Genomic DNA, 24,478 nt, shown 5'->3' with positions numbered 1-24,478 from the left:
TCCGGGTGAGCCGCGGCGGTCCGGCGGGTATCCCTGAGCCGTGCCGACGACCGGGGACGCCACCGCCGACCGGGTGCTGCTCGCGCTGCTGACCATGCAGCGCGAATCGTGGGAGCAGGGAATCCTCGGTCAGGCGCTGCTCGACCTGGGCCTGGACGAGGCCGCCGTGCTGGTCGCCGACGCCGCGGTGACCCGGCAGCGGCCGGACGGGCGGCTCGGGGAGCCGCCCGGCTCGGTGGGCGTGGTGAACGGCGCCGCGTGCGGCGAGGTGGTCCGGCACGCCGCGCGCCGCACCGGCGACCGCCGGTACGCCGTGGCGCTGGACGCCCAGCTCGACTGGCTGACCCGCCGGGCGCCGAGGGCCGCCGACGGCACGCTGTTCCACCTGCTCGACGGCCGCCAGGTGTGGGCGGACACCATCTACATGGTGGTGCCGCTGCTGGCGCTGACCGGCCGGACCGAAGCGGCCGCCGCGCAGGTCGCGGGGCACCGGCGACGGCTGTACGACACGCGCACCGGCCTGTACGCCGCCCGCTGGGACGAGGACCGGGGCGAACTGGACCGGCCCGGCCCCTGGGGCACCGGCAACGGCTGGGTGGTCGCCGGGATCGCCCGCGCGCTGCGACTCTCGCCGGAGTGGCCGGGCACCCTCCGCGCCGAGCTGGCCGGGCACGTGGAGGAGGTGCTGACCGCCTGCCTGGCGTACCGGGGCGCGGACGGGCTCTTCCCCGACGTGCTGGACGAGCCGGGCGCGTTCCGCGAGGCCAACACCGCCCAGCTGCTCGGGTACGCGGCCCTCACCGGGGTGGCCGACGGCTGGCTGCCCCGGTCCTGGTACGAGGTGGGAGCGGACCTGCTGGCCGCCGCCGGCCGGCGCATCGACGCGTACGGCCGGGTGACGGGCGTCAGCGGGGCGCCGGACTTCGAGCGCTCCGGCACCTCGCCCGAGGCGCAGGCGTGTCACCTGCTCGGGCACGCCGCGCTGCGCCGGGCCGGTGCGGCGCTCAGCCCAGGATGAGCCCGCGCACGTACGCGGCCTGACCGACGTGCTGGAAGTCGTCGTCGAGCACGCTCACCAGCCGCACCCCGAGCGTGACCGGCGGATCCCAGTTCTCGTCCACCACCCGGTCCAGGTCGGCCGGGCGCAGCCCGCGCAGGTATTTCAGGCTCCGGTCCACCACCGCCCGGTGGTAGTCCAGCAGCACCTCACCGCTCTCCGGGCGTACCGCGGCGATCTGCTCCGGGCCGTGCCCGAAGCCGGTGTCGGCGGGGTCGGGCCGCAGGCCGCACTTCGCCGCCCAGTCGCCGGTGGCCCAGAGCTGCGGCTGGCCCATCACGTCGGCGACGTGGTCGTCCTGGATCCGGGTCAGGTGCCAGACCAGCCAGCCGACCGGGTTCGCCCCGTCGGCCGGCGCCCGCCGCAGCTGGGCCGCGTCGAGCCCGTCGAGCGCCCCGGCGACCAGATCGGGCAGCCGCCCGTACGCCTCGGTCAGCACGTCCGTCGCGTCCACGCGTCCCTCACTCCCCTGCCGTCTCCTGCCGTCCCCTCGGCTTTCCTGCCGTCCCCTCGGGCAGTACCGCCCAGCGTGCCCGGCAAACCTCGGCACGGGCACCGCCTCTAGGGTGATCGCGTGGTCGCGGCGCTGGAGCTGTATCTGGACACCGACGCCACCCGGCGGATCCGGGTGCTGTGGGACCTGCTGGATTCCGACGGGGTGCCGAGCATGCGGTCCCTGCTGGCGCAGCGGCACCGCCCGCACGTCTCGCTGGCGGTCGCGCCCCGCCTGGACCCGCACCGCGTCGCCGAGGCGCTCGCCGGGACCGTCGTGGCCGCGCCGCTGCGGCTGGAGTTCCAGCACGCCGGGCAGTTCCTCGGGCGGGTGCTCTGGCTCGGGCCGGCGCCGACGCCCGAGCTGCTGGCGCACCACGCCGCGGTGCACGACCGGCTGGCGCGGGCCGGCGTCGAGGTGGTGGAGCACTACCGGCCGGGCCGCTGGGTGCCGCACTGCACGCTGTCCATGCGGGTGCCGAACCCGCTGATGGGCGCGGCGGTACGCCGGTGCCTGGAGGTGCTGCCGCTGACCGCGACGGTGGTCGGCGCCGCGGTAGCCGACCACGCCCGCGACATCTCCCACCCTCTCCCCTGACACCCTCCCCGCCCCCATGATCGACACCAGTTCGGGGAGGTGGTGGCATCAGACCCTCGCCGACAGCCCCACTTCCCCGACACGTGCATCCCGCCCCATGATCGACACCAGATCGGGGAAACGGTGGCATCAGACCCCCGCGGATACCGCCACCTCCCCGACCCGGTGTCGATCATGAGCGGGCGGTGAGCCGGTCACGTCAAGGGGAGGCGGGTCACTGCGGAGCGAGGTCGAGCAGGAAGTTCGGGTAGTCCGGCTGCGGGCACGGGTCACCCCGATGGCCGAGCCGCTCGTAGAACGGCGCCGCCCGCTCGTGGTGGGCCTGCCACTCCAGGTGCCGGGCCCGCCCGCCGGCCCAGCGGTGGACCGCGGTGAACAACGAACGGCCCACCCCGTCCCGGCGGCGGTCCGCCCGGACGTACAGGTCGTGCAGGCGTACGGTGCGGTGCGCATCGCCGGAACGCAGGTGCGGCCCGTGGTCCTGGGCGGCGGCGTACCCGATCAACCCGCCCCCGTCGGTGGCGCCGAGCAGCGCCCAGCGGGGATCGGCCAGCAGCGCGGCGAACCGGAGCCGGTGGGCCTCCGGCGGGTCGTCGCCGACGCCCATGTCCCGCAGCATCGGCCACAGCTGCGGCCAGTCCGGTACGCGCAGGTTCCGCACGGTGATCGGCATCGGTTCAGGATGCGGGCGGGACAGCGGGGCGGCGACCGGGTTTCGCGCCATCTGCGGCTGCCCTGACGATCGGGGCCGAACCGAAGCAAGCTGGTAAAAGCGCAGGTCAGAGCCACTCTGGCCACCCGAAGACGTGCGGCCGGAGCGGCAGCCGAGCTCGTCGAAGGAGAGCCTCATGGCCGCACCCGTCGTCCGTTCCGTCACCGCCGACCAGACCGTCCTGCTCCCCGGGCAGCCGACCACCGTACGGGTCGACGCCTTCCACCCCGACTCGCGGCTGCTGACGCTCGCCGGCCGGGTCAGCGACCCCACCGGCGTCACCTGGGACAGCCCCATCCGGGTGGATCTGAGCGTCCCGCTGACCGTCCAGCTCGCCAGCGCCTCGCCGGGGGTGACCATCACACCCAGCGGCGCCGATCCGGGCCGCTTCACAGTCACCGTGCTGGCCGGCCGGGGCACGGTGACGCTGACCGCGACGGCGCGTGACGGCGCCGGCCGCACCGGCACGGGCACCACCACGCTGACCGTGCCGCTGCTGGTCGGGATGAGCGCCGAGAAGGGCGCCCGGACGCAACGGGCGGTGGCCGACTACCCAGGGATCCGCTACATGCGCGACTTCGGCACGGACGGCCCGGACGCGGACACGCTGCCGGAGCTGCCCGCGCTCAACGCCGGCAAGTTCGCCGACGCGCCCTCGGCCGTCATGCACGTCAGTTGGAAGGACGACGTCGAGCAGCTCGCCGGATGGCTCGACGGCGTGAACCGCCCGATCTACCTGACCTGGTACCACGAGCCGATGGGCGACGTGGTCCCGGCCACGTACCGGGCGACGGCGAGCCGGGTGACGCAGATCGTGGCGGCGCACCGCAACCGGCGGTGGGTGCTCGGGCACGGGCCGATCGTGACCCGCTACTGGCTCGACGAGGGGCGCGGCAACCCGGCCGACTGGGGCTACCCGGGCATGACCCACTACGGCGTGGACTGCTACTCCCGGGACACCGCCGCGTACTGGCCGGCCTCCCGGATGTTCGGCGTGGCCTTCGGCAAGGTGCGCGCCGCGTACCCGGGCATCCGGCTGCTGGTGCCCGAGTACGGGCTGAGCCGCACCGCCGCCGACACCACCGGCGCGGGCCGGGCGCGGACGATCCGCGAGCACGTCACCTGGCTGCGCCAGCAGAACGACGTGGACGCGATCGCGTACTGGAACAACTGGGCCGAGTTCGAGCTGGGCGACCCGCCGCCCGAGGCCACGGCCTGGCGCGATCTCCAGGTGGGCCCGGCATAGACTGGACCCATGAGGCGGAGTCGTTGACCAGCGGTAGCACGTCGTACCCGGGCTACTCCCACGGTTGCCTCGCCTACGACGACCCGGCCACGTTGCGCGCGCTGGCGGTGCAGCAGGTAAGCGCCGGTCTGGCCGCCGGTGAGCAGGTCTGGGTGGTATGTCCGCAGGATCGCGCCACTGTCAGCGGCTGGCTGGCCTCGGTCCCCGGGATCGACGCCGCGCGCCGGCGGGACGCGCTCCGGCTGGTTCCCGTCGGCGAGGCGTACCGGCACGACGAGGTCGTCGACCCGGAGCGGCAGGTCCGGGCGTACGTGCGGGCCACCACCGAGGCGCTGGCCGCCGGGCACACCGGCCTGCGGGTGCTGGCCGAGGCGACCAGCCTGGTCCGCACGACCGCCCAGCGGGACGCCTTCGCCCGCTACGAGCACCGCATCGACCACTGGATGCGGCACCGGCCGATGTCGGCGATCTGCGCCTACGACCGCCGGCAACTGGACGACGCGGCGATCGCCGAGCTGGCCTGCCTGCACCCGGAGACCAACGCCGACGTGCTGTTCCGGCTGCACGCCGGCGGCGGCGACTCGGCGGTGGCGCTGGCCGGCGAGCTGGACCCGTCCAACCACCGGGACTTCGCCGCCGCGCTGGAGCGGGCCGACCCGCGGCCGGTGGCGGGACGGCTGGTGTTCGACGCCGCCGGGCTGCGGTTCGTCGACCACCGCAGCCTGCTGCACCTGCGCGACCATGCCCGCCGGCACGACGCCGTCGCGGTGCTGCGCACGCCGAGCCGCGCCCCGGCCCGGCTGGTCGACCTGCTCGGTCTGTCCGAGGTACGGGTGGAGGTCGTCCGATGAGGAGCGGCGCGGCCTCCGGCCACGTGGGCTACTTCCACGAGGCGTTCGTCTACGACTCCGACGAGGAGTTGCTGGCGGTGGCGCTGCCGTTCCTGCTGGACGGGGTCGCGGCCGGCGAGCCGACGGCGGTGAACCTGGACGAGCGCAACGCCGAGCTGGTGCGCCGGGCGCTGCCGCCGGGCGCCGATGTCACGTTCCTGCCGGTCGGCGACGTCTACGCTCGGCCCAGCGTCGCGCTGCGCTCCTACCGGGAGCTGCTGGCCTCGTACGTGGCGGCGGGGGCGGCGCAGATCCGGTTGGTCGGCGAGCTGCCTCCGGTGCTGCTCGGCGCGACCTGGGACTGGTGGGCGCGCTACGAGTCGGCGATCAACCACGCCTACGACGACTTCCCGCTCTGGGGCATCTGCGCCTACGACCGCCGGGGCACGCCCGCGCGCGTGCTCGCCGACGTGGCACGTACCCATCCTTTGATGGCCCGGCCGGACGGCGGGCACGAGCCGGCCGGTCTCTACACCGAGCCGACGAGCTACCTGACCGAGTTCCGTCCGGCGCCCGCGGACCCGGTGCAGCGGACCGCGCCGCTGGTCGAGCTGATCGACCCGACGCCGGCCCGCGCCCGCGCCGAGGTGCGCGCCGCCGACCGTGGCCTGCTCACGCCGGACGGCCTCGACGGTCTGGTCATCGCCGTCAGCGAGGTGGTGAGCAACGCGCTGCGCCACGGTGAGCCGCCGGTGTGCCTGCGGTTGTGGCGCGCGCCGGACCGGATGGTGGTGACCGTCCACGATCGGGGCAGCGGCCCCAAGGATCCGTACGCCGGGCTGCTGCCGGCGGGCGACGGTTCCGACGGCGGGCTGGGCCTGTGGATCAGCCACCAGAGTTGCGACCACGTGACGTACCACCGGGACGCGGGCGGCTTCACCATCCGCCTGACGGCGGGGAACCCGCACTTCCCGGTCTGACCGCGCCGCCGGTCGGCGGGCAGGGGGCGGGGCGGGGCGAGCCCCGCGCGCGGACGCGGTACCGTAGCGCCTCATCGTGCCCTGCGGGGCGGTCATCCGCCGGCCTGGCGCTGGCGAACCGACGGAGGATGGCGCATGTCAAACGGTGCCGAGCCGTTCGCATCCCACGACGACCTGTCCGCGCGTCCGCGGTTCGATCCCGCGTTGCGCGGCTACGACAAACGTCAGGTGGACCGGTACGTCGAGCAGGTCGACGCCGAGGTGAGCGCGCTGACCGCCGCGCGGGACCGGGCGTACGCGCAGGTGCGCGACCTGACCGCGCAGGTGCAGCGGGCGCAGGCCGAGACGGTGGAGCTGCGCGACCGTCCGACTGCTGTGGACCGGGCGTCCTTCCGCGACCTCGGCCCGATGGTCGACCAGATCCTGGACCTGGCCGAGAAGCAGGCCGGCCAGATCACCGACTTGGCCACCCGGCGCGCGGAGGACGTCCAGGGGCAGGCGGAGAAGCTGCTCGCGGCGGCGCAGGAGCAGGCCGCGCGGGAGCGGCGTGAGCTGGACGAGGAGCTGTCCGCCCGCCGGGCCGAGCAGGAGCGGGTGGACGAGGAGCGGCGGGCCGCCGCGCAGGCGGAGCTGACCGCCGTACGGGAGCTGGCGGAGAAGCTTCGCGTCGAGGGCCAGGCCGTGCACGACCGGGCCCAGCAGGAGGCGAAGCGGATCACCGAGCAGAGCGCGCAGCAGGTCGAGCAGGCGCGCTCGGCGTCCGAGGCGCTGGTGAAGGCCGCGCGGACGCAGATCCAGCAGGAGGTCCAGGCCAACCGCAGCAAGGCCCAGCAGGAACTGGCCCAGTGGCAGGCCACGATGGCCAAGGAACTGGACGAGCGGCGGGCCGCCGCCGAGCAGGAGCTGGCCGACCGGGCCGCCGCCGCCGAGAAGGACATCGCCGCGCTGGTCGCCGAGGCGCAGCAGTACGCCAACGAGGTCCGGGAGCGGGCCGACGAGGAGACGGCGGCGCACCAGGAGCAGCTCGCCGGCGTGCAGCGGGAGATCCAGCAGCGGCAGGAGACGCTGACCGGGCTCAAGACGGAGCTGGAGACGGCCGGCCGGCAGCTGGAGGACACCCGCCGGGAGATCGCCACCATCGAGCGGACCGGCGCGGAGCTGGAGGAGCGGCTGGTCGGCGTACGCCGGGACCTGGCCACGGAGAGCAGGCGGCTCGACGAGGCGCGGCGCGCGGCGGACCTGGCCGAGCAGCACGCCAAGGAGACCCGGGCCCGGGTGCAGCGGGAGGCCAAGCGGGTCGCCGACCTGGCCGCGGCGGCGGTCATGGCGGCCGCCGCGGGCGGTGGGGAGACCGCCGAGTACCCGCAGGTGGCGACGCGCCCGGCGATCACCGTCCCGGCCGAGGTGGCGCCCCGGGCGGTGGACGGGCGGATCGAGCCGGACGCGATCGAGCCGGACCGGTCGGAGCCGCCCGCGGTGGAGCCGATCGTCGAGCGGCTGGACGGGCCGAGCTTCGACGCGTTCGCGGTCCGCACGCCGGCCCCGCGCGAGGTGCCCGAGGTGGAGACCACGGGTACTGACAACGGCGTACCGGCTACCGCCTGAGCAACCGTCGCCGCCGGTCCGGGCCGGGCCGGCGGCGGCGCCGCATCTTGCCCATCGACCTTGCTATATGCAAATATTTGGATCGATCTGCTGATGCGTCTCGATCTTTATCCGGGGGTTGACGGGTATGCGGAAGATTTGCTCGATCGGTGCCGCCGTCGTCCTGACCGTCGCCTCGGCGGGCGCCGTGGTGGCCGGTACTGCCGGACCGGCGAGCGCCGGGTGCAGCCACTCGCACTCCAACGTGGACAGCAAGTTCGGCCAGCTGTTCAACGCCACGAACGTCAACATCCGCACCGGCCCGCACACCACCTGCGCCTCGCTGGGCTACGGGCAGCTCAGTCACACGGTCGACTTCCACTGCTTCGCCAGCGGCGACCGGGTCAGCGCGAACGGCCACACCACCTACACGTGGACGTACCTGCGGGACGTCACCACCGGTGTCTCCGGCTGGGTCGCCGACGCGCTGCTGGACAACCTCGGCGGCAACGTCGCCTGCTGACCGGGACCACCCGGCGCGCCCGCGGCGGGCACAATGACCGGGCATGACCGGTCTGCACCCGCCCGTCGAGCCGTACGCCACCCACCGCGTCCCGGTCGGTGACGGCCACGTCCTGTACGTCGAGGAGGTCGGCCGGCCGGACGGCGTACCCGTGGTGTTCCTGCACGGCGGGCCCGGCGGCGGCCTGGTGCCGGTGGCCCGCCGGTTCTTCGACCCCGCCCGCCACCGGGCCGTGCTGTTCGACCAGCGCGGCGCCGGGCGCAGCACACCGCACGGCGAGGTGCGCGCCAACACCACCTGGCATCTGGTGGCCGACCTGGAGACGATCCGGCAGCGGCTGGGCATCGGCTCCTGGCTGGTGTTCGGCGGCTCGTGGGGCACCACGCTCGGCCTGGCGTACGCCCAGACGCACCCGGAGCGGGTGACCGGCCTGGTCCTGCGCGGCGTGCTGCTGCTGCGGCGCAGCGAGCGGGACTGGTTCTACCAGGGCGGGCTGCGCCACCTCCAGCCCGAGGAGTGGGAGCGGTTCGTCGCGCCGGTCCCGCCGGACGAGCGCGACGACGTGCTGGCCGCGTACCACAGGCGGTTGCACGGCCCGGACGAGGCGCGGGCCCGGGAGTACGCGCGGGCCTGGGGGCGGTGGGAGGCGGTCAACTCGTCGCTGCGGCCCGACCCGGAGTTGCTCGCCCACTTCACCGCCGACGACCAGGCGCTGCCGGTGGCCCGGATCCTGTCGCACTACGCGGTGCACGGCGGCTTCCTCGCCGAGGGCCAGTTGCTCGACGGCGTGGACCGCATCCGGCACCTGCCCGCCGTGATCGTCAACGGCCGCTACGACCTGTGCTGCCCGCCGGTGTCCGCGTACGACCTGGCCCGCCGGTGGCCGGAGGCGACGCTGCGGATCGTGCCGGACGCCGGGCACTCCGCGGCCGAGCCGGGCGTGACCCGGGAGGTGCTGCGCGCCCTGGACGAGGTGACCGCGAGGGTCGGCTGACCGGCGCCGGACCCCACCGGTCCGCGCCTGGTCATCCGGGAGCGCCGCTGGCAGGATCGGCCGGGTGACGGGTGCGCTGTACGCGGTCAGTGACCTCCACGTGTCGTACGCGGAGAACCGCGCGGTGGTGGACGGCCTGCGGCCGGAGACGGCGGACGACTGGCTGATCGTGGCCGGCGACGTCGGCGAGGTCTTCGCCGACGTGGAACGGACGCTGCGGCTGCTGCGCGACCGGTTCGCGACTGTGGTGTGGGCGCCGGGCAACCACGAGCTGTGGACCCACCCCAACGACCCGGTGACGTTGCGCGGGGTGGCGCGTTACGACGCGCTGGTGGCGATGTGCCGTGAGCTGGGCGTGCTGACCCCGGAGGACGACTACCCGGTGTGGCGGGGCGCGGGCGGGCCGGTCACCGTCGCGCCGCTGTTCCTGCTCTACGACTACTCGTTCCGCGCCCCCGGCACCACGACCAAGGAGGAGTCGCTGCGCGCGGCGTACGACGCCGGCGTGGTGTGCACCGACGAGATGCTGCTGCACCCCGACCCGTACCCGGACCGGGAGTCCTGGTGCGCGGCCCGGCTGGAGCAGACGCGGCGGCGGCTGGCGGCCACCGACCCGGCGCTGCCCACGGTGCTGGTCACCCACTGGCCGCTGGTGCGTCAGCCGACCGAGGTGCTCTGGTTCCCGGAGTTCGCGCAGTGGTGCGGCACCGATCAGACCGCCGACTGGCACGTGCGCCACCGCGCCACCGTCGCCGTCTACGGCCACCTGCACATCCCGCGCACCACGCACTACGACGGGGTGCGGTTCGAGGAGGTGTCGCTGGGTTACCCGCGCGAGTGGCGGCGCCGCGGCGGCGAGCCGGCGCCGATGAAGCGGATCCTCGGATGATCGGGGCGCTGCTGCCGGCCGGGGCGCTGGCCGTCGAGGCGTTCGCCGACGTGCCGGACGAGGCGCCGTACCCGGGCGAGGAGGACCTGGTCGCGCGCGCGGTCGCCGCGCGCCGCCAGGAGTTCGTCACGGCCCGCCGCTGCGCGCGGGAGGCGCTGGCCCGGCTCGGGTACGCCCCGGCGCCGATCCGCCCCGGTCCCCGGCGGGAGCCGGTCTGGCCGGCCGGCGTGGTGGGCAGCATCACGCACTGCACCGGCTACCGGGCGGCGGCGGTGGCGCCGGCGGGGGCGCTGGCCGGGCTGGGCATCGACGCGGAGCCGCACGAGCCGCTGCCCGACGGGGTGGCCGGCGTGGTTCTCACCGCGGGCGAGCCGGAGCGGCTGGCCGCGCTGCGCGCCGCCGACCCGGCGACGCACTGGGACCGGCTGCTGTTCAGCGCCAAGGAGTCGGTCTACAAGGCGTGGTACCCGCTGACCGGGCGCTGGCTCGGGTTCGAGGAGGCGGAGCTGACGTTCGACCGGTCCGGCCGGTTCGCCGCCCGGATCCTCGTCGACGGCACCCGCACCGACGGCGGCCCGCCGCTGGACGTCCTGGACGGCCGCTGGCTGGTCGCCGGCGGGCTGCTGCTCACCGCCGTGGCCGTGCCGCACCGGTCCTGACCTGTGATCCCGCGATTGTTCCGGTTTGCCCGCCCTGAGCCGGGGTAGGGCGGAAGGGGCCTGGACATTTCGCTGTAGGAGGACAGGTCCTGATGGAATCCAGCAAGCCCGCCCAGATCGTCAAGGGTGTCGTCGAAGCCGCCGTCGAGAAGGTCGGTGACGCGCTGACTCCGGACGTGCCGGGCGCTCCCGGCAGCGCGCCACCACCGCTGGAGGAGCCGACCACCCCGCACGGGCCGCTGCCGCCCAAGCACGAGCAGGGCGCGCCGGACACCCGGACCCCGACCGGCGCCGAGACCGGCGTGCCGAAGATCGCCAAGGGGCAGCAGGGGGCTTACCTCACCACCGCCAACGGGGCGCGACTGCGCGACACCGACCACTCGCTCAAGGCCGGTCCGCGCGGCCCGGTCCTGCTCCAGGACCACCACCTGCGGGAGAAGATCACCCACTTCGACCACGAGCGGATCCCGGAGCGGGTGGTGCACGCCCGGGGCGCGGGCGCGCACGGCACGTTCGTCGCGTACGGCACCGCCGAGGAGGTGACCCGGGCCGGGTTCCTGAAGAAGGGCCGCGAGACGCCGGTCTTCGTCCGCTTCTCCACGGTGCTGGGCTCGCGCGGCTCGGCGGACACGGTCCGCGACACCCGCGGCTTCGCCACCAAGTTCTACACCGACGAGGGCACGTTCGACCTGGTCGCCAACAACATCCCGGTCTTCTTCATCCAGGACGCGATCAAGTTCCCGGACGTCATCCACGCCGGCAAGCCGCACCCGGACCGGGAGATCCCGCAGGCGCAGAGCGCGCACGACACGTTCTGGGACTTCGTGTCCCTGCACACCGAGGCACAGCACCACACCATGTGGAACATGTCCGACCGGGGCATCCCGCGGTCCTACCGGACCATGGAGGGCTTCGGCGTGCACACGTTCCGCATGGTCGACGAGGCCGGTGCGACGGTTCTGGTCAAGTTCCACTGGAAGCCGAAGCTGGGCGTGCACTCCCTGACCTGGGAGGAGGCGCAGCTCATCGGCGGCATCGACCCGGACTACCACCGCCGCGACCTGTACGACGCGATCGAGGCCGGCGCGTTCCCGGAGTGGGAGCTGGGCATCCAGGTCTTCCCGGACACGCCGGAGGAGACGTTCGCCGGGATCGACCTGCTCGACCCGACGAAGATCGTGCCGGAGGAGCTGGCGCCGGTGCAGCCGATCGGCAAGCTCACCCTGAACAAGACGCCGCGCAACTTCTTCGCCGAGACCGAGCAGGTGGCGTTCCACGTCGGGCACCTGCCGCCGGGCATCGACGTGACGAACGACCCGCTGTTGCAGGGCCGCCTCTTCTCGTACGTGGACACGCAGCTCACCCGCCTCGGCGGGCCGAACTTCACCCAGATCCCGATCAACCGGCCGCACGCCGACGTCAACGACATGCTGCGCGACGGCTTCCACCAGCACGCGGTGCACGCGGGCGTGGCGCCGTACCGGCCGAACTCGCTCGACGGCGGCAATCCGTTCCCGGCCGGCGACCGGGAGCACGCGTTCGTGGACACGCCGGTGACGGTGGCCGAGGCGCCGAAGGTGCGCGCCTCGCCGGCCTCCTTCGACGACCACTACAGCCAGGTACGCCTGTTCTGGCAGAGCATGTCGCCGGTGGAGAAGGAGCACATCATCCGGGCGTACACGTTCGAGCTGGGCAAGTGCTACCACCAGGCGATCAAGGAGCGGCAGCTCCAGTGCCTGGCCAACGTCGACCCGGTGCTGTGCGAGCAGGTGGCGATCGGTCTGGGCCTGCCCGCGCCGCAGCCCACCGTGCCGCTCGCTGAGGTGCAGCCCAGCCCGGCGCTGTCCCAGGTGGGCCGGGAGTGGCCGGCCGACGGCCGGATGGTCGGCATCGTGGTCGACGCCCAGGCCGACCTGGGCGACGTGCACGAGGTACGCCGGGAGGTGTTCGCCGCCGGCATGGTGCCGCTGCTGATCGCCGCGCACGGCGGCACTGTCGACGGGCTGCCGGTGCAGCGCACGTTCGCCACCGGCCGCTCGGTCGAGTTCGACGCGGTGCTGCTGGCCGGCGCGCCGGCCCCGGCGCCGGACGCGCTGCCGGCCCGCGACGCCAAGGCCGGCGCGCCGGGCTCCTCCACCGTCGACCCGCGGGTGCTGCTGCTGGTCGAGGAGGCGTGGCGGCACGCCAAGGTGATCGGCGCCTGGGGCGCGGGCGCCGAGGTGCTGAACCAGGCCGGTGTCACCGGCACGCCCGGTGTGGTCACCGGTGGCTCCGGCACCGAGGTGCTCGCCGAGGTGCAGCGGCTGATGGCGGCGCACCGGGTCTGGGAGAGGTTCCCGGCCTCGGTCGCCTGATCTCGTCCACGTGCGTGGGGCGGTCCCGGATCCGGGACCGCCCCACGTCCACGTTTGCCGCGGTCCCGCCCGGGAACGAGCAGTGGATGAACGGGCCTGTGGCCGACGAACCGGTCGGCGAGCTGGAACTGGTGCACACCTTCACCGGGGCGATGCCGACCGGGGTGAGCGTGTCGCACACCGGCCGGATCTTCGTCAACTTCCCGAAGTGGGGCGACGAGGTGCCGGCCACCGTCGTGGAGCTGCGCGACGGCCGTGAGGTGCCGTTCCCCGACCGGGACTGGAACGATCCGTCCGGCGACGACGACGCGGGCGCGTTCGTCTCGGTGCAGAGCATCGTGGTCGACCCGGCCGACCGTCTCTGGGTGCTCGACACCGGCAGCCCGATGTTCCAGCCCACGAAGCCGGGCGGGCCGAAGCTGGTCCGCGTCGACCTGGACACCGACTCCGTCGGACAGGTGATCACCTTCCCGGCCGACGTGGCGCTGCCCACGACGTACCTCAACGACGTCCGGTTCGACCTGCGCCGCGGCGAGGCGGGCCTGGCCTACATCACCGACTCCTCCGACTCCGGTCCGAACGGTCTCATCGTGGTGGACCTCGCCACCGGGGAGTCCTGGCGCCGGCTGCACGAGCACCCGTCCACCAAGGCCGAACCGCTGTCGGCGTTCCGGCCGGTGGTGGAGGGGCGGCCGTTCCTGCAACGCCCGGCCGACGGGCCGGCGAAGCCGGTGTCGATGGGCGCGGACGGCATCGCGATCTCCGCCGACGGTGCCCGGCTGTACTACTGCCCGCTCGCCTCGCGCCGCTGGTACAGCGTGGCCACCGACGCGCTCGCCGACCGGTCGCTCGGCGACGACCAGGTGGCCGCCACGGTGGTGGACGAGGGCGACAAGGGCACCGGCTCCGACGGTCTGGAGACCGACGACTCCGGAGCGCTCTACCTGACCGCGTACGAGCACGACGCGGTGCTGCGACGCCGCCCCGACGGCGAGTTCGAGACGGTGGTGCACGATCCGCGCCTGCTCTGGCCGGACACCATGTCGGTAGCAGTCGACGGCCACCTCTACGTCACCGCGAACCAGCTGCACCGGCAGGCGACCTACCAGGGCGGACGGGATCTGCGGCGCAAGCCGTACGCGCTGTTCCGGGTGCCGATCGACGCCGGGCCGGTGCTGCTGCGCTGACCGAGGGCGCACGCCGCGTCACGTATCGAAGTGTGTCGTTGACGCCTTAGTTAATACTCTTTAATATTTGGGCCACCTCGAGGAAGACCCCCATCCGCCCCCGTCCCCCGGGAAGGCCCTCGATGCCCAGACCCCACCTCCGGCGGCGCCTGGCCGCCGGTGCGCTCGCGCTGGCCACCACCGCCGCGACGCTCACCCTCGCCCCGACCGCCGCCGAGGCCGCGGTGCTGCCGAACAACTTCAAGAGCGTCGGCTACATGCCGTCCTGGAGCGGCAACGTCAACACCGTCCAGTACGGCAAGCTCACCCACATCAACTACGCGTTCGTGCTCCCCAACGGCGACGGCAGCCTGCGCCCGGTGGAGAACCCGTCCAAGCTCTCCTCGCTCGTGTCGCTCGGGCACGCCAACAACGTCAAGGTCTCCATCGCCGTGGGCGGCTGGAACGACGGCGACGACTCCGCGTTCGAGGCGCTCGCCGCCAACTCCGGCTCGCGCAGCGCGTTCGTCAACAACCTGATCGCGTTCGTCAACCAGTACAACCTCGACGGCGTGGACATGGACTGGGAGTACCCCGACCCGGGCGCCTCGGCGAACAACTACACGCTGCTCATGCAGCAGCTCGGCAGCGCCCTGCACAGCCGCGGCAAGCTGCTCACCGCCGCCGTGGTCTCCGAGGGCTACTACGTCGACGGGGTGCCCGCCGCCGTCTTCGGCTCGGTGGACTGGCTGAACATCATGGCGTACGACGGCGGCAGCCCGCACGCCGGCTACGACTGGTCGATCGCCAGCGTCAACAGGTGGAAGTCGCGCGGCCTGCCCGCCGCCAAGGCGGTGCTCGGCGTGCCCTTCTACAGCCGCCCCGGCTACTACACCTACTCGGCGCTCGTCGGCATGGACCCGGCCAACGCCAACCGGGACTGCACCACAGTCGGCGGCGCGCAGCAGTGCTACAACGGCGTACCGACCGTCAAGCGCAAGACGCAGTGGGCCATGGCGAACGCCGGCGGGATGATGAACTGGGAGCTGTCGCAGGACACCACCGGTTCGACGTCGCTGGTCAGCGCGATCTACGACACCGTCACCGGCGGCGGCAACCCGCCGCCTTCCGGGCGTACCGGCCCGATCACCGGCATCGGCGGCGCCTGCGTGGACGTGGCCGCCGCGAGCACCGCCAACGGCACCGCGATCCAGCTCTACGGCTGCAACGGCACCGCCGCGCAGAGCTGGACCGCCGGCGGCGACGGCACGCTGCGGGCGCTGGGCAAGTGCCTGGACGTGACGAGCGCCGGCACCGCGAACGGCACGAAGATCCAGCTCTGGGACTGCAACGGCACCGGCGCCCAGGTCTGGCAGGCGCAGAGCAACGGCACGCTGCGCAACCCCGCGTCGGGCCGGTGCCTGGACGCCACCGGCAACAGCTCCGCCAACGGCACCCGGCTGCAGATCTGGGACTGCTTCGGCGGCGCCAACCAGGTCTGGCGGCTGCCCGCCTGACCCCGGGAGTTCCCCGCCGGGCCGCCCGGCCCGGCGGGGACCGGCCTCACCAGCGGTTGCGGGCCTCCTCGGCCCAGCCGACCAGGCCGTCCAGGTCCACGCGCTCACCGTCGTCGGTCGCCGCCCAGCCGTTGAAGTGCCCGAAGCACTGGTGCGTCTCCCCGGCCAGCACGAGCAGGTTGGTACGCGCCACCCGCTCGTGGAACGGGTGGAACGTCACGTCCACCCGGTCGCCGGTGATCCGCCACGGCCGCAGCCAGTCGGTGCGGTCGTACTCCCAGGTCAGGTCCGCGCCGATCTTGTGCAGCCGCCCGTCGACGAACACCGCGTTCTCGGTCGAGCCGGTGCCGTCGGTCCACATGCCGCCGAGCTGGATCGCCCGGCCCGGGCCGCTGCCGGCCGCCCAGTTCCACCGCACCGCGTACCGCCACTTGCCCCGGCCGTGGTCGAGCGCCGCGTACGATCCCTCCCCCACCGGATACGCCGTGCCGTCCACGGTGAGCGTGCCGTGCACCGGCCGGCCGATGTCCTTGACCGTGTACTGGAACCGTCGGGTGCTCCACGGCACCACCACGCCGAGCGACTCGTGCCCCGGCGGCAGCGGCACGGTCAGGTCCACCTCGACGCCGGGCGCGCTCGCCCGCACCGTGCTGCCGTCCGGGCCCTGGTCCACCGCGACGGTCAGCTTCCCGCCCCGGGCGCGGACCGGACCGGCACCACTGACCGGCGGCAGCACGGTGCCCCGGGCGAACGGCACCACCGCCTCCGCCGTGGTCTCCCGGCCGGTGCGCCGGTCGAGCAGGTAGAGGCTCTGCACCCCGGCGTAGTCGAGCGACGAGGCGACCAGGCCGAGGATGTGCGTCGGCGTGACCACGCCCCAGTGCTCCCACCGCTTGGCCCGGCCCCAGCCACGCAGGTTCGCCCGGTGCAGTGGCCGGCGGCTCCAGCCGACCGCGTCCGGGTTCAGCCGCCCGTCCGGCCGGCACAGGTCGACCGGCTCGGTGATCTCCCGCTCATGCGTCATCGCCGCAGGCTACCGAGGGCGGCGCGGGCCCGGCGGGCGGCCTGGACGGCCGTCCCGCCGGGCCGTCGCGTCAGCGTCCCTGCTTGGCGCGGCAGATCTCCACCGGCACCGCCGGGGCGCCGTCGACCGGAGCCGGATCCTCCGGGGTGGGCGCGATGCCGCCGGCCGAGATCCGGTCCAGCGTGGCCAGCCCGGCCGCGTCGACCTGGCCGAACACGGTGTAGTTCGGGCGCAGCGCCGAGTCGGCCTGGACCAGGAAGAACTGGCTGCCGTTGGTGTCCGGGCCGGCGTTGGCCATGGCGAGCGTGCCGCGCGCGTACAGGCGGCGTACACCCGTCGGGTCGGTCGGCGCGGGCGGCAGGTCGGTGGGCAGCTCGTCGCGGTAGCGGTAGCCCGGGCCGCCCTCGCCGGTGCCGGACGGGTCGCCGCACTGCAGGACCGTGAGCGTCGGGTACGCGGTGAGCCGGTGGCAGGGCGTCCGGTCGTAGAAGCGCTTCCGCACCAGGTGCAGGAAGCTCTGCACGGTGCACGGCGCCTGCTCGCGGTCCAGCGTCAGCCCGATCGGTCCCTGGTTGGTGCGCAGCGTGACCCGGACGGTGCCCCGGTCCGGCGTCCGGCGCGGGTCCGGCGGCAGCGGCACCGGACGGGCGGCCGGCTCGTCCGGCGTGGGCGTGTACGCGCACGGTCCCTTGGTCGGCGCGGGATCGGCGGCGGGCGCCGCGGTCGCGGCGACACCTGCGGCGGCGACGATCGTCGCGGCGGCCAGGCTCACCCCGGCGAGGCGGGCCAGCAGGGGTAAGGCGGCGTGCGTTCGGGTCTCGCTCGACACGGTGGTCCTCCCTGGACTCGTGGTACCAGAACGACCGGAGTCTATGGATCAGCTCATCCGATGTCGACGCGGGCGCTCGGCGGGTCGAAAGTCGGTTGCCGGCCCTGGGCGCCTCCGGGAGGCTGAGCGGCATGACGTTCTGACGGATCGCACCCCAGCCCGCAGGCCCTCGCCGCCTGCCGTCCGCCGTTCTCCGCGTTCTTCCCCAGAAACGAGCGTCTGTGTCCGCGTACCCCTCCGGGCGGGCCGTCGTGCCCGCCACCGTCTCCGTCTTCTCCTCCCCCGGCAGCTGGATCGAGTCCGCCGCGCTCGACCAGTGCCGGCAGGTCGCCGCCCTGGACGGCATGGCGCACGTGGCCGCCATGCCGGACCTGCACCCCGGCAAGGGCGCGCCGATCGGCGCCGCGATGTCCTCCACGGTGCTCTACCCGTTCCTGGTCGGCTCCGACATCGGGTGCGGCATCGCGGTCTTCCCGATCGCGCTGCGCCGGGTCGTACCCGAACGGCTCGCCGCCCGGTTCCCCGACCTGGACCGGGCGCTCGACCCGGACACCGACGACCCGGCCTGGTCGGTGCTGGACGGCGAGATCCCGGCCGGTCACCTCGACGGGCTCGGCACGGTCGGGCGCGGCAACCACTTCGTCGAGCTGGCCCGCGTCGGGCCCGTCCTCGCGGCGGAGCACGCCGCGCGGCTCGGGCTGGACGCCGGCGACCTGGTGCTCGTCGTGCACTCCGGCTCGCGCGGGCTGGGCGAACGGATCCTGCGCGAGCACACCGAGGCGCACGGCGCCGGCCCCGCACCCGACCCGGACGCCTACCTGGCCCGGCACGACGCGGCGGTGCGGTGGGGTTCGCTCAACCGGCGGCTGCTGGCCGCGCGGGTCGCGTACGCGCTCGGCGCCGAACCGACCGAGCCGGTCGTCGACCAGTGCCACAACCTGGTCGAGATCCGCGACGGGCGCTACCTGCACCGCAAGGGCGCGGCGCCGGGCGACGGCCGGGACGTGCTGATCGCCGGCACCCGCGGCACGCCCTCCTACCTGGTGGCGGCGCACGCCGGGCCCGAGGCCGGCTACTCGGTGGCGCACGGCGCCGGGCGCAAGATGTCCCGCGCCGACGCGCTGCGCCGGGGCCGGGCCAAGCACACCGTCGAGGAGCTGCGCCGTACGCCGGTCGGCTCGATCGTGGTGTGCGGCGACCGGCAGCTGCTGTTCGAGGAGGCGCCCACCGCGTACAAGCGCATCGAGCAGGTGATCGGCGACCTGGTGGCGCACGACCTCGCCACCCCGATCGCCACGACGGTTCCGCTGGTCACCTACAAGACGCCGGACGTGGGTCGTCGCGACGAGCGCCGGAAGGGCCGCAGGTGACCGAGCTGCTGCTGTCCGCCGGACGCGGACCGGCCGAGTGCGCGTGGGCGCTGGCCCGGCTGCTGTCCCGCCTGGAGGGCGAGGCGGCCCGGCGGGGCCTGCGTACCGACCGGGTCGAGACGGTGGCCGGCGACCGGGCGGGCACCTACCGGTCGGTGCTCGTCCGGATCACCGGCGCCGGGGCGGAGGCGTTCGCGGCCGGGTGGACCGGCACGCTCTGCTGGCAGGCGCCCAGCCCGTACCGGACGGGTCACGGACGGAAGAACTGGTACGTCGCCGCGCGGACGTGCCGGACCGACGTGGTGGTCACGCCGTTCGACGAGGCCGACATCGAGTTCGTGCCGTGCCGCACCGGCGGGCCGGGCGGCCAGCACCGCAACAAGGCCAGCACCGCCGTCCGCGCCACGCACCGCCCGTCCGGCCGGACCGTGGTGGTCGACACCGAACGGCACCTGCACCTCAACCGCCGTATCGCGGTCGAGCTGCTTCGGCAGCGGATCGCCGCCGACGACGAGGCGGCCCGGCGCGCGGGTGTCGACGCCCGCTGGCGCATCCACGACGACCTCGTGCGCGGCGACCCGGTACGGGTGGAGCGGCCGTAGGGCGGGCCGGGCCGTGACCCGTGCCCGCCGTCGGCGGCCGGCTCCACCGTCCGGGCCCGGCGCCCGGCCTCACGCGACGAAGACGCAGAACGGGTGGCCGGCCGGGTCGGCGTACACCCGTAGCGGCTCGTCCGGGTCGTCGGACCGGTCCCGCAGCAGCCGCCCGCCGAGCGCGAGCACCCGCTCGTGCTGCCGGTCCAGCTCGACCACCGACGGCACGGTCAGGTCGAGGTGCAACTGCTGCGGCACCTCCCCCTCCGGCCAGGTCGCCTCCGGCAGCCGGTCGACCTGCTGGAAGGCCAGTTGCGGCACGCCCTCCGCGGTCCGCAGCACCAGCCAGTCCCGGCCGCGCTCGTCCGGTTCCCCGGCCGCCGGTGGCTCGTCACCGGGCCGGTAGACCAGGCCCAGCAGCGCGCGGTAGAACTCGGCCAGGGCGCGCGCGTCGGTGCAGTCCAGCACCACCTGGCACAGCCGCGGACCCGGTCCGTCGGTCATCGTCACCACCTCCGGCCTCCTCTTGCCCCGCCGGTCGGGGCGCAATCCGCCGCGGTGACGCCCCGGCGGTCGCGACCCGATCCGACGCGGTGACGCCCGGCGGTCGCGGCCCGATCCGTCGTCGCTGACCGGTCCGGCTACCGTGGGCGCGGCGGACCGGCGGCCCCAGCCCGCCGACGTGGCGCGCGAGGAGGACGGATGCGACGGAGAAGGACCGGTCTGGCGGCGGCGCTGGCGACAGTGGCCCTCTCGCTCGCCTCCTGCGGCGGCGGGGACGCCGGCACCGATCCCGAGACCTACCTCCGCGACGCGATGCGCGAGGCCGTGTCCGTCAAGCAGGAGACCGGGCAGTTCCCCCGGGGCGTGAGCGATCTGTCGATCGGGGACTACGACGGCATCGGCGTCGTCACGTTCGTCACCGACAACGACGCGTCGGCGCTCTGCGTGCAGCTGTCCGTGCCGGACGCCAAGCGCAGCGTGTACTCCTCCGACCCCGGACAGGTCGCCGACGGCGCCTGCGACATGGACCGCGTCCGGTGAACCCGCTCGTGCAGCGCTTCCGCGCCGTGGTCGCGATGTGGATCTTCGTCGGCTGGGGCGGGTTCCTGCTGGCCGGGTTCCTCGGCCTCGCCCTGCTGACCCAGACGGGTCCGTTCGCCGCCGCGTCGACCTTCTCCGCCGCCGCCGAGTTCGCTCCCGGCGCCGAGATCGAGGTACGGGACACCGGCGTACGCCCCGGCAACATCCTGATCCTCGCCACCCCCGCCACTGTGGACCCCGCCACCGTCCGGTGCACCGCGAAGAGCCGGGTCTACTCCACCGGCGAGCAGCGGACCAGGGAGCTGACCGGGGCCCGGCCCGAGGGGACCGCGGCGGTGATGCGCGACCGCGGCGAACCCCGGCAGTTCACTCCGGTGCTGGCCACCGAGGGCACCGGCTGGATGGAGACCGACTTCGTGAGCTGCACCGGCGCCGGTGCGGAGGCGTTCGCGCTGACCACCGCCAAGGGCATCCAGAGCGACCGGTTCCGGCTCGGCGCCGGACTGCTGCTCATGCTGCTCGCCCCGGTGCTCGCCGGCCTCGGCTGCCTCGCGCAGTACCTCACCCGGAAATGGAACCGGGAGGCGGCTCTGCGCGGCGGCTCGACGAGTTGGCCCTACCGGTGACCGGGCTGCGCCTGCACGTGGGCTGTGCCATGTGGACGCACAAGTCCTGGTCCGGCCGCTTCCTGCCGCACCCGCTGCCCGCGCACGAGCGGCTGCGCGCGTACGCCGGGTGGTGCGACGCCGTGGAGGGCAACACCACGTTCTACGCGACCCCGGCCCGGGAGACGGTGGCGTCCTGGGCCGAGCAGACCGAACCGGGCTTCCGTTTCCTGCCGAAGCTGCCGAAGGTGGTCACGCACGAGCGCCGGCTCACCGGCGGCGAGGCGGAACTGCGGGCGTTCCTGCACGCGATGGAGCCGCTCGGCCCCCGGGCGGACGCGCTCTGGATCCAGCTGCCCGGTTCGTTCGGCCCCGGTGACGTGCCCGACCTCGACCGGTTCCTGCGCACGCTGCCCGCCGGCCACCGGTACGCCGTCGAGGTCCGCCACCCCGCCTTCTTCACCGAGGCCGGTGCGGTACGCGCGCTGGAGGCGACGCTCGACCGGGCCGGCGCCGAGTGGATCCCGTTCGACACCACAGCGTTCTTCCGGGCGCCGCCGACGAGCGACGCGGAGCGGGAGGCGTGGACGCGCAAGCCGCGCCTGCCGCTGCGTACCCGGGCGCTGACCGACCGGCCGATCGTGCGCTACCTGGGCCGGGACGACCCGGCCCGCACCGTCGAGGGCTGGCAGCCGTGGCTGGACGTGGTCACCGGCTGGCTGCGGGAGGGCCGCTCGCCGACCGTGTTCGTGCACACGCCGGACAACGCGGACGCGCCCGAGCTGGCCCGCCGCTTCCACGGCCAGGTCCGCGAGCGGGTGCCCGGGCTCGCGCCGCTGCCGGAGCCGGAGCCGGTCGGCCCGGCCACGCTGTTCTGAGCGCCGTGCGGGATCGCCGGCCCGGTCATGCTGTTCCGAGCGCCGGGTGGGATCGCCGGCCCGGCCGGGCGCAGGCGCGCCCGACCGGACGGTCCGCGCAGCCCGGCCGCACAGACCCGGCGCCGGACCGGACCTCAGCCCGGCCGGCCGCCCTCGGGCGGGGGCAGGCGGTCGTCGTACGCGCCGGACCGGCCCGCGTACCGCTCGCCGCGCAGGAACGGCAGCGGGTTCGGTGTGCAGCCGTGCAGGCCGAGTGTCTGCTGCTGCATCACCGGCGCCGGACGCCCCCGCCCCGGGCAGCGCTCGTGCCCGTGCCCCAGGCGGTGACCGACCTCGTGGTTGACCACGTACCGGCGGTACGCGGCGAGGTCGCTCCCGTAGGCGGGCGCGCCGAGCACCCAGCGGGCCACGTTCACCACCACCCGGTCCCCGCGCCGGCAGGACGTGTACCGGTCCGGCCCGTCCCCGCACAGGTCGTCGCGCGTACCGGGGGTGGCGAGGTAGACGGTGAAGTCGGCGGGCCCGCCGGCGCCGACGCGGCGCAGGGCGATCCGTCCGTCAGTCGTCCAGCCACCCGGGCCGGCGAGGATGCCGGTGACCTGCGCCCCGAACTCGGCCGGTGGCAGACCCGTGATGTCGCGCTCCACCGCCACCCGGTAGCGCAGCAGCCGGCCCGTACCCCTTGTGGTGGCCGGCTCGGCGGCGGCGTACCGCCATCGGTTGCCACCCTCGGCGGGATAGCCGATCCGCGCCGGCCGGGACCGGACGGGCGCCGCCGCCGACGCGGCCGGCGCGGCAGCGGACGGCCCGGCCGGCTCGGACAGCGCGACTGCGGGCTGGTCGGCCCCTGCCGGTGTGCAACCGGCCAGCGACACCGCCAGCGCGATCACCGCCGCGCCGCCGCGTGTCCGGTCCACGGTCCTGGTCATCTCGTCTCCCCTCGGCGCCCGGTCGGGGGCGCGGGGATGAGGACGGGTGACCCGCCGCGAAAGTTGGTCCGGCGGGGACTCAACCTTTTCCGCGTCCCGCACGTCCCTACCGGGGTGAGAGGTGCAGAGGACCGGCATGGCCCGGGGTGACGCGGAGTTCGTCGAGTTCGCGCGGGCGTCCTCCGCGCGGCTGACGCACGCCGCCTTCCTCATGACCGGCAACCACCACCACGCCGAGGACGCCGCCCAGACCGCGCTCGTGCGCACGTACGCGTCCTGGTCCCGGATCCGCAACGGCGACCCGTACGGCTACGCCCGTTCGGTGCTGGTGAACCACCTCGTCGACACCTGGCGGCGGCCGATCCGCGAGTACCCGAGCGACGACCTCCCGGAGCGGCGCGGCGGCGACATGGCCGAGGAGGTGGCGACGCGGCGGTGGCTGGTCACCGCGCTCGGCACGCTCACCGCGCGCGAACGCGCCGTCGTCGTCCTGCGCCACTACTTCGACCTGCCGGAGGCCCAGGTGGCCCGCGAACTCGACGTGTCCGTCGGCACCGTCAAGAGCACCTCGTCCCGGGCGCTGGAGAAGCTGCGTACCGCCGGTCTGTCCGCGCCCCGACCGCAGGAGACGTGCCGGTGACCGAGATGGACGAGCTGCGCCGCGCGATGCGGGCGACCGAACGGGCCGACGGCCTGGACATCGCGGACATCATGCGCCGGGGACGCCGGCTGCGCCGCCGCCGGCGGGTCGGCGCCGGGGTCGCGGCGGCCGTGGCGACGGTCGCGGTGGCGGTCGGGGTCGACGCCGTGGCGACGCGGCCCGGCCCGCCGGACCTCCCGGCCGGGGAGCCGGTCGCCACCGCGTCCACCGCCACTCCCCCACCCGCGCCGACCGCCGCGCCGGCCCCAACCGAGTCGCCGCTGCGGCCGCTCGGGACCGTCGTGGACAGCGGCATCCGGTACGGCGCCGACGCGCGCGTGTTCTTCATGGTCCCGGTCGACGTGCCGGAACTGCCACGTGTGACGATCGGCCTGGTCGCCGGGCGGCGCGCGCCGGACGGCCACCTGACGTCCGACTTCCTGGTCAACGACGTGTCCGGCAGCGACCGCCGGCCGGGCTTCCACGAGATCGGGTACGACCAGCAGCGGGTGCCCGCCGACGCGTCGATCCCCACGTTCGGCTACTTCGTCGGCCCGGCGGCACGCATCGTCGGGACAGTCGACGGCCGGCAGGTCGAGGCGAAACTGGCCCGGTGGAGCGAGGACCGACAGGTGGTGATCTTCTGGTTCGACCCGGCGACCCTCACGCCGGGAACCCCGCTCGACGGCATCACCGCCCGAGACCCCCAGGGCCGCCGCCTGTAGCCTCGCCCGCCCCGGCGACCCGAGCCGCCCGTAGATCTTGGTACGGAACGGCCCCCACGAGGGCGCTCTCGTACCAAGATCTCCGGCTGCTCCCGGGATACGTGACGGGGGGACATGACGCGCCTGGGACCGGCCCTCGTCGGCGATCTTGCACTTTCTGCCCGGTCAGATGGGACATCTGCGACATCGACAGGGCCGCAAGTGCAAGATCGCGGGGAGCGGCCGGGGGCGGGTGGGGGT

General features: G+C 74.5%; 26 protein-coding genes. 20 read left to right on the top strand and 6 right to left on the bottom strand.

Going from position 1 to position 24,478, the window contains the following annotated elements; genetic code table 11:
- Positions 1–40: 40 nt before the first annotated feature.
- Positions 41–1,018, top strand: coding sequence for a glycoside hydrolase family 88 protein (locus M8C11_RS26645; protein ID WP_252454072.1), 978 nt, complete (start codon positions 41–43; stop codon positions 1,016–1,018).
- Here M8C11_RS26645 and M8C11_RS26640 read toward each other — a convergent pair.
- Entirely contained in the window at positions 1,005–1,511 is a 507-nt protein-coding gene (locus tag M8C11_RS26640) for a DinB family protein (RefSeq protein ID WP_252454070.1), read from the bottom strand. The two genes, M8C11_RS26645 and M8C11_RS26640, sit on opposite strands and share 14 nt — an antisense overlap.
- A gap of 120 nt (positions 1,512–1,631) precedes the next feature.
- On the opposite strand from M8C11_RS26640, the gene M8C11_RS26635 reads away from it, so the two are divergent.
- Positions 1,632–2,147, top strand: coding sequence for a 2'-5' RNA ligase family protein (locus M8C11_RS26635; protein WP_252454069.1), 516 nt, complete (start codon positions 1,632–1,634; stop codon positions 2,145–2,147).
- 214 nt (positions 2,148–2,361) lie between these two features.
- Here the strand turns inward: M8C11_RS26635 and M8C11_RS26630 are convergent, their stop codons facing one another.
- A complete protein-coding gene (locus M8C11_RS26630; RefSeq protein WP_252454068.1) occupies positions 2,362–2,820 on the bottom strand; it encodes a GNAT family N-acetyltransferase in 459 nt (152 codons plus the stop codon).
- A gap of 175 nt (positions 2,821–2,995) precedes the next feature.
- Here M8C11_RS26630 and M8C11_RS26625 point away from each other — a divergent pair, with 175 nt between their 5' ends.
- The 11 genes from M8C11_RS26625 to M8C11_RS26575 all read left to right on the top strand — a co-directional run bounded on the left by M8C11_RS26625 (position 2,996) and on the right by M8C11_RS26575 (position 15,601).
- Positions 2,996–4,105, top strand: coding sequence for a hypothetical protein (locus M8C11_RS26625; protein ID WP_252454067.1), 1,110 nt, complete (start codon positions 2,996–2,998; stop codon positions 4,103–4,105).
- Between the two features lie 23 nt (positions 4,106–4,128).
- Positions 4,129–4,956 (top strand): MEDS domain-containing protein, encoded by an 828-nt coding sequence (locus M8C11_RS26620; protein WP_252454066.1) that lies wholly within the window; start codon positions 4,129–4,131, stop codon positions 4,954–4,956.
- On the top strand, positions 4,953–5,915 hold the full coding sequence (locus M8C11_RS26615; protein ID WP_252454065.1) for an anti-sigma factor RsbA family regulatory protein: 963 nt from the start codon (positions 4,953–4,955) through the stop codon (positions 5,913–5,915). Before M8C11_RS26620 ends, M8C11_RS26615 begins: the two co-directional genes overlap by 4 nt.
- Positions 5,916–6,050: 135 nt before the next feature.
- Entirely contained in the window at positions 6,051–7,520 is a 1,470-nt protein-coding gene (locus tag M8C11_RS26610; protein ID WP_252454064.1) for a hypothetical protein, read from the top strand.
- Positions 7,521–7,647: 127 nt separating this feature from the next.
- Positions 7,648–8,022 carry a hypothetical protein gene (locus M8C11_RS26605; RefSeq protein WP_252454063.1) on the top strand — a complete coding sequence of 125 codons (375 nt, stop codon included), beginning with the start codon at positions 7,648–7,650 and terminating at the stop codon, positions 8,020–8,022.
- 43 nt (positions 8,023–8,065) lie between these two features.
- Entirely contained in the window at positions 8,066–9,016 is a 951-nt protein-coding gene (pip, locus tag M8C11_RS26600) for a prolyl aminopeptidase (RefSeq protein ID WP_252454062.1), read from the top strand.
- 64 nt (positions 9,017–9,080) lie between these two features.
- Positions 9,081–9,905, top strand: a complete 825-nt coding sequence (locus tag M8C11_RS26595) for a metallophosphoesterase (RefSeq protein WP_252454061.1) — start codon at positions 9,081–9,083, stop codon at positions 9,903–9,905.
- Entirely contained in the window at positions 9,902–10,564 is a 663-nt protein-coding gene (locus M8C11_RS26590; protein ID WP_252454059.1) for a 4'-phosphopantetheinyl transferase, read from the top strand. The genes M8C11_RS26595 and M8C11_RS26590 overlap by 4 nt, the downstream gene beginning before the upstream one ends.
- A gap of 92 nt (positions 10,565–10,656) precedes the next feature.
- The gene (locus M8C11_RS26585; RefSeq protein WP_252454058.1) at positions 10,657–12,918 is read left to right on the top strand and encodes a catalase; all 2,262 of its coding nucleotides are present in this window, start codon (positions 10,657–10,659) and stop codon (positions 12,916–12,918) included.
- A gap of 86 nt (positions 12,919–13,004) precedes the next feature.
- Positions 13,005–14,105 carry an L-dopachrome tautomerase-related protein gene (locus M8C11_RS26580; RefSeq protein WP_120570757.1) on the top strand — a complete coding sequence of 367 codons (1,101 nt, stop codon included), beginning with the start codon at positions 13,005–13,007 and terminating at the stop codon, positions 14,103–14,105.
- Between the two features lie 122 nt (positions 14,106–14,227).
- On the top strand, positions 14,228–15,601 hold the full coding sequence (locus M8C11_RS26575; protein WP_252454057.1) for a glycosyl hydrolase family 18 protein: 1,374 nt from the start codon (positions 14,228–14,230) through the stop codon (positions 15,599–15,601).
- A 46-nt stretch (positions 15,602–15,647) separates the two neighbouring features.
- Here the strand turns inward: M8C11_RS26575 and M8C11_RS26570 are convergent, their stop codons facing one another.
- Together M8C11_RS26570 and M8C11_RS26565 are read right to left on the bottom strand one after the other, a co-directional pair.
- Positions 15,648–16,625, bottom strand: a complete 978-nt coding sequence (locus tag M8C11_RS26570) for a DUF2804 domain-containing protein (protein WP_252454056.1) — start codon at positions 16,623–16,625, stop codon at positions 15,648–15,650.
- A gap of 70 nt (positions 16,626–16,695) precedes the next feature.
- Positions 16,696–17,454: a peptidylprolyl isomerase gene (locus tag M8C11_RS26565; RefSeq protein WP_252454055.1), complete on the bottom strand. Its 759-nt coding sequence runs from the start codon at positions 17,452–17,454 to the stop codon at positions 16,696–16,698.
- A 221-nt stretch (positions 17,455–17,675) separates the two neighbouring features.
- On the opposite strand from M8C11_RS26565, the gene M8C11_RS26560 reads away from it, so the two are divergent.
- Entirely contained in the window at positions 17,676–18,824 is a 1,149-nt protein-coding gene (locus M8C11_RS26560) for an RNA ligase RtcB family protein (RefSeq protein WP_252454054.1), read from the top strand.
- Positions 18,821–19,426, top strand: a complete 606-nt coding sequence (prfH, locus tag M8C11_RS26555) for a peptide chain release factor H (protein WP_252454053.1) — start codon at positions 18,821–18,823, stop codon at positions 19,424–19,426. Before M8C11_RS26560 ends, prfH begins: the two co-directional genes overlap by 4 nt.
- Positions 19,427–19,495: 69 nt before the next feature.
- On the opposite strand, the gene M8C11_RS26550 is transcribed toward prfH, so the two are convergent.
- Complete coding sequence (locus tag M8C11_RS26550; protein WP_252454052.1) at positions 19,496–19,921, bottom strand: VOC family protein; 426 nt, start codon at positions 19,919–19,921, stop codon at positions 19,496–19,498.
- 198 nt (positions 19,922–20,119) lie between these two features.
- Between M8C11_RS26550 and M8C11_RS26545 the strand changes: the two genes are divergently transcribed.
- The 3 genes from M8C11_RS26545 to M8C11_RS26535 are packed head-to-tail and all read left to right on the top strand — an operon-like array spanning position 20,120 to position 21,944.
- Positions 20,120–20,461 (top strand): hypothetical protein, encoded by a 342-nt coding sequence (locus M8C11_RS26545; protein WP_252454050.1) that lies wholly within the window; start codon positions 20,120–20,122, stop codon positions 20,459–20,461.
- Positions 20,458–21,087, top strand: a complete 630-nt coding sequence (locus M8C11_RS26540) for a hypothetical protein (RefSeq protein ID WP_252454048.1) — start codon at positions 20,458–20,460, stop codon at positions 21,085–21,087. Before M8C11_RS26545 ends, M8C11_RS26540 begins: the two co-directional genes overlap by 4 nt.
- Before the next feature lie 29 nt (positions 21,088–21,116).
- Complete coding sequence (locus tag M8C11_RS26535; protein ID WP_252454116.1) at positions 21,117–21,944, top strand: DUF72 domain-containing protein; 828 nt, start codon at positions 21,117–21,119, stop codon at positions 21,942–21,944.
- Between the two features lie 134 nt (positions 21,945–22,078).
- Here M8C11_RS26535 and M8C11_RS26530 read toward each other — a convergent pair whose 3' ends face one another.
- Positions 22,079–22,873 carry a DUF3152 domain-containing protein gene (locus M8C11_RS26530; RefSeq protein ID WP_252454046.1) on the bottom strand — a complete coding sequence of 265 codons (795 nt, stop codon included), beginning with the start codon at positions 22,871–22,873 and terminating at the stop codon, positions 22,079–22,081.
- Between the two features lie 136 nt (positions 22,874–23,009).
- Here M8C11_RS26530 and M8C11_RS26525 point away from each other — a divergent pair, with 136 nt between their 5' ends.
- Entirely contained in the window at positions 23,010–23,513 is a 504-nt protein-coding gene (locus M8C11_RS26525; RefSeq protein WP_013285212.1) for a SigE family RNA polymerase sigma factor, read from the top strand.
- 5 nt (positions 23,514–23,518) lie between these two features.
- The gene (locus tag M8C11_RS26520; protein WP_252454115.1) at positions 23,519–24,238 is read left to right on the top strand and encodes a hypothetical protein; all 720 of its coding nucleotides are present in this window, start codon (positions 23,519–23,521) and stop codon (positions 24,236–24,238) included.
- Positions 24,239–24,478: the final 240 nt, after the last annotated feature.

It is taken from the genome of Micromonospora sp. CPM1, from assembly GCF_023896895.1.
In the GTDB taxonomy this organism is placed as follows: domain Bacteria; phylum Actinomycetota; class Actinomycetes; order Mycobacteriales; family Micromonosporaceae; genus Micromonospora; species Micromonospora tulbaghiae.
This window is presented reverse-complemented; position numbering and strand designations above follow the sequence as displayed.

Coding starts and splice junctions, on each gene's coding strand:
- M8C11_RS26535 (WP_252454116.1), top strand. CDS start 21,117: ATGTGGACGCACAAGTCCTGGTCCGGCCGCTTCCTGCCGCACCCGCTG.
- M8C11_RS26590 (WP_252454059.1), top strand. CDS start 9,902: ATGATCGGGGCGCTGCTGCCGGCCGGGGCGCTGGCCGTCGAGGCGTTC.
- M8C11_RS26615 (WP_252454065.1), top strand. CDS start 4,953: ATGAGGAGCGGCGCGGCCTCCGGCCACGTGGGCTACTTCCACGAGGCG.
- M8C11_RS26550 (WP_252454052.1), bottom strand. CDS start 19,921: ATGACCGACGGACCGGGTCCGCGGCTGTGCCAGGTGGTGCTGGACTGC.
- M8C11_RS26610 (WP_252454064.1), top strand. CDS start 6,051: ATGTCAAACGGTGCCGAGCCGTTCGCATCCCACGACGACCTGTCCGCG.
- M8C11_RS26530 (WP_252454046.1), bottom strand. CDS start 22,873: ATGACCAGGACCGTGGACCGGACACGCGGCGGCGCGGCGGTGATCGCG.
- M8C11_RS26545 (WP_252454050.1), top strand. CDS start 20,120: ATGCGACGGAGAAGGACCGGTCTGGCGGCGGCGCTGGCGACAGTGGCC.
- M8C11_RS26585 (WP_252454058.1), top strand. CDS start 10,657: ATGGAATCCAGCAAGCCCGCCCAGATCGTCAAGGGTGTCGTCGAAGCC.
- M8C11_RS26605 (WP_252454063.1), top strand. CDS start 7,648: ATGCGGAAGATTTGCTCGATCGGTGCCGCCGTCGTCCTGACCGTCGCC.
- M8C11_RS26630 (WP_252454068.1), bottom strand. CDS start 2,820: ATGCCGATCACCGTGCGGAACCTGCGCGTACCGGACTGGCCGCAGCTG.
- M8C11_RS26525 (WP_013285212.1), top strand. CDS start 23,010: ATGGCCCGGGGTGACGCGGAGTTCGTCGAGTTCGCGCGGGCGTCCTCC.
- M8C11_RS26580 (WP_120570757.1), top strand. CDS start 13,005: ATGAACGGGCCTGTGGCCGACGAACCGGTCGGCGAGCTGGAACTGGTG.
- pip (WP_252454062.1), top strand. CDS start 8,066: ATGACCGGTCTGCACCCGCCCGTCGAGCCGTACGCCACCCACCGCGTC.
- M8C11_RS26625 (WP_252454067.1), top strand. CDS start 2,996: ATGGCCGCACCCGTCGTCCGTTCCGTCACCGCCGACCAGACCGTCCTG.
- M8C11_RS26570 (WP_252454056.1), bottom strand. CDS start 16,625: ATGACGCATGAGCGGGAGATCACCGAGCCGGTCGACCTGTGCCGGCCG.
- M8C11_RS26520 (WP_252454115.1), top strand. CDS start 23,519: ATGGACGAGCTGCGCCGCGCGATGCGGGCGACCGAACGGGCCGACGGC.
- M8C11_RS26575 (WP_252454057.1), top strand. CDS start 14,228: ATGCCCAGACCCCACCTCCGGCGGCGCCTGGCCGCCGGTGCGCTCGCG.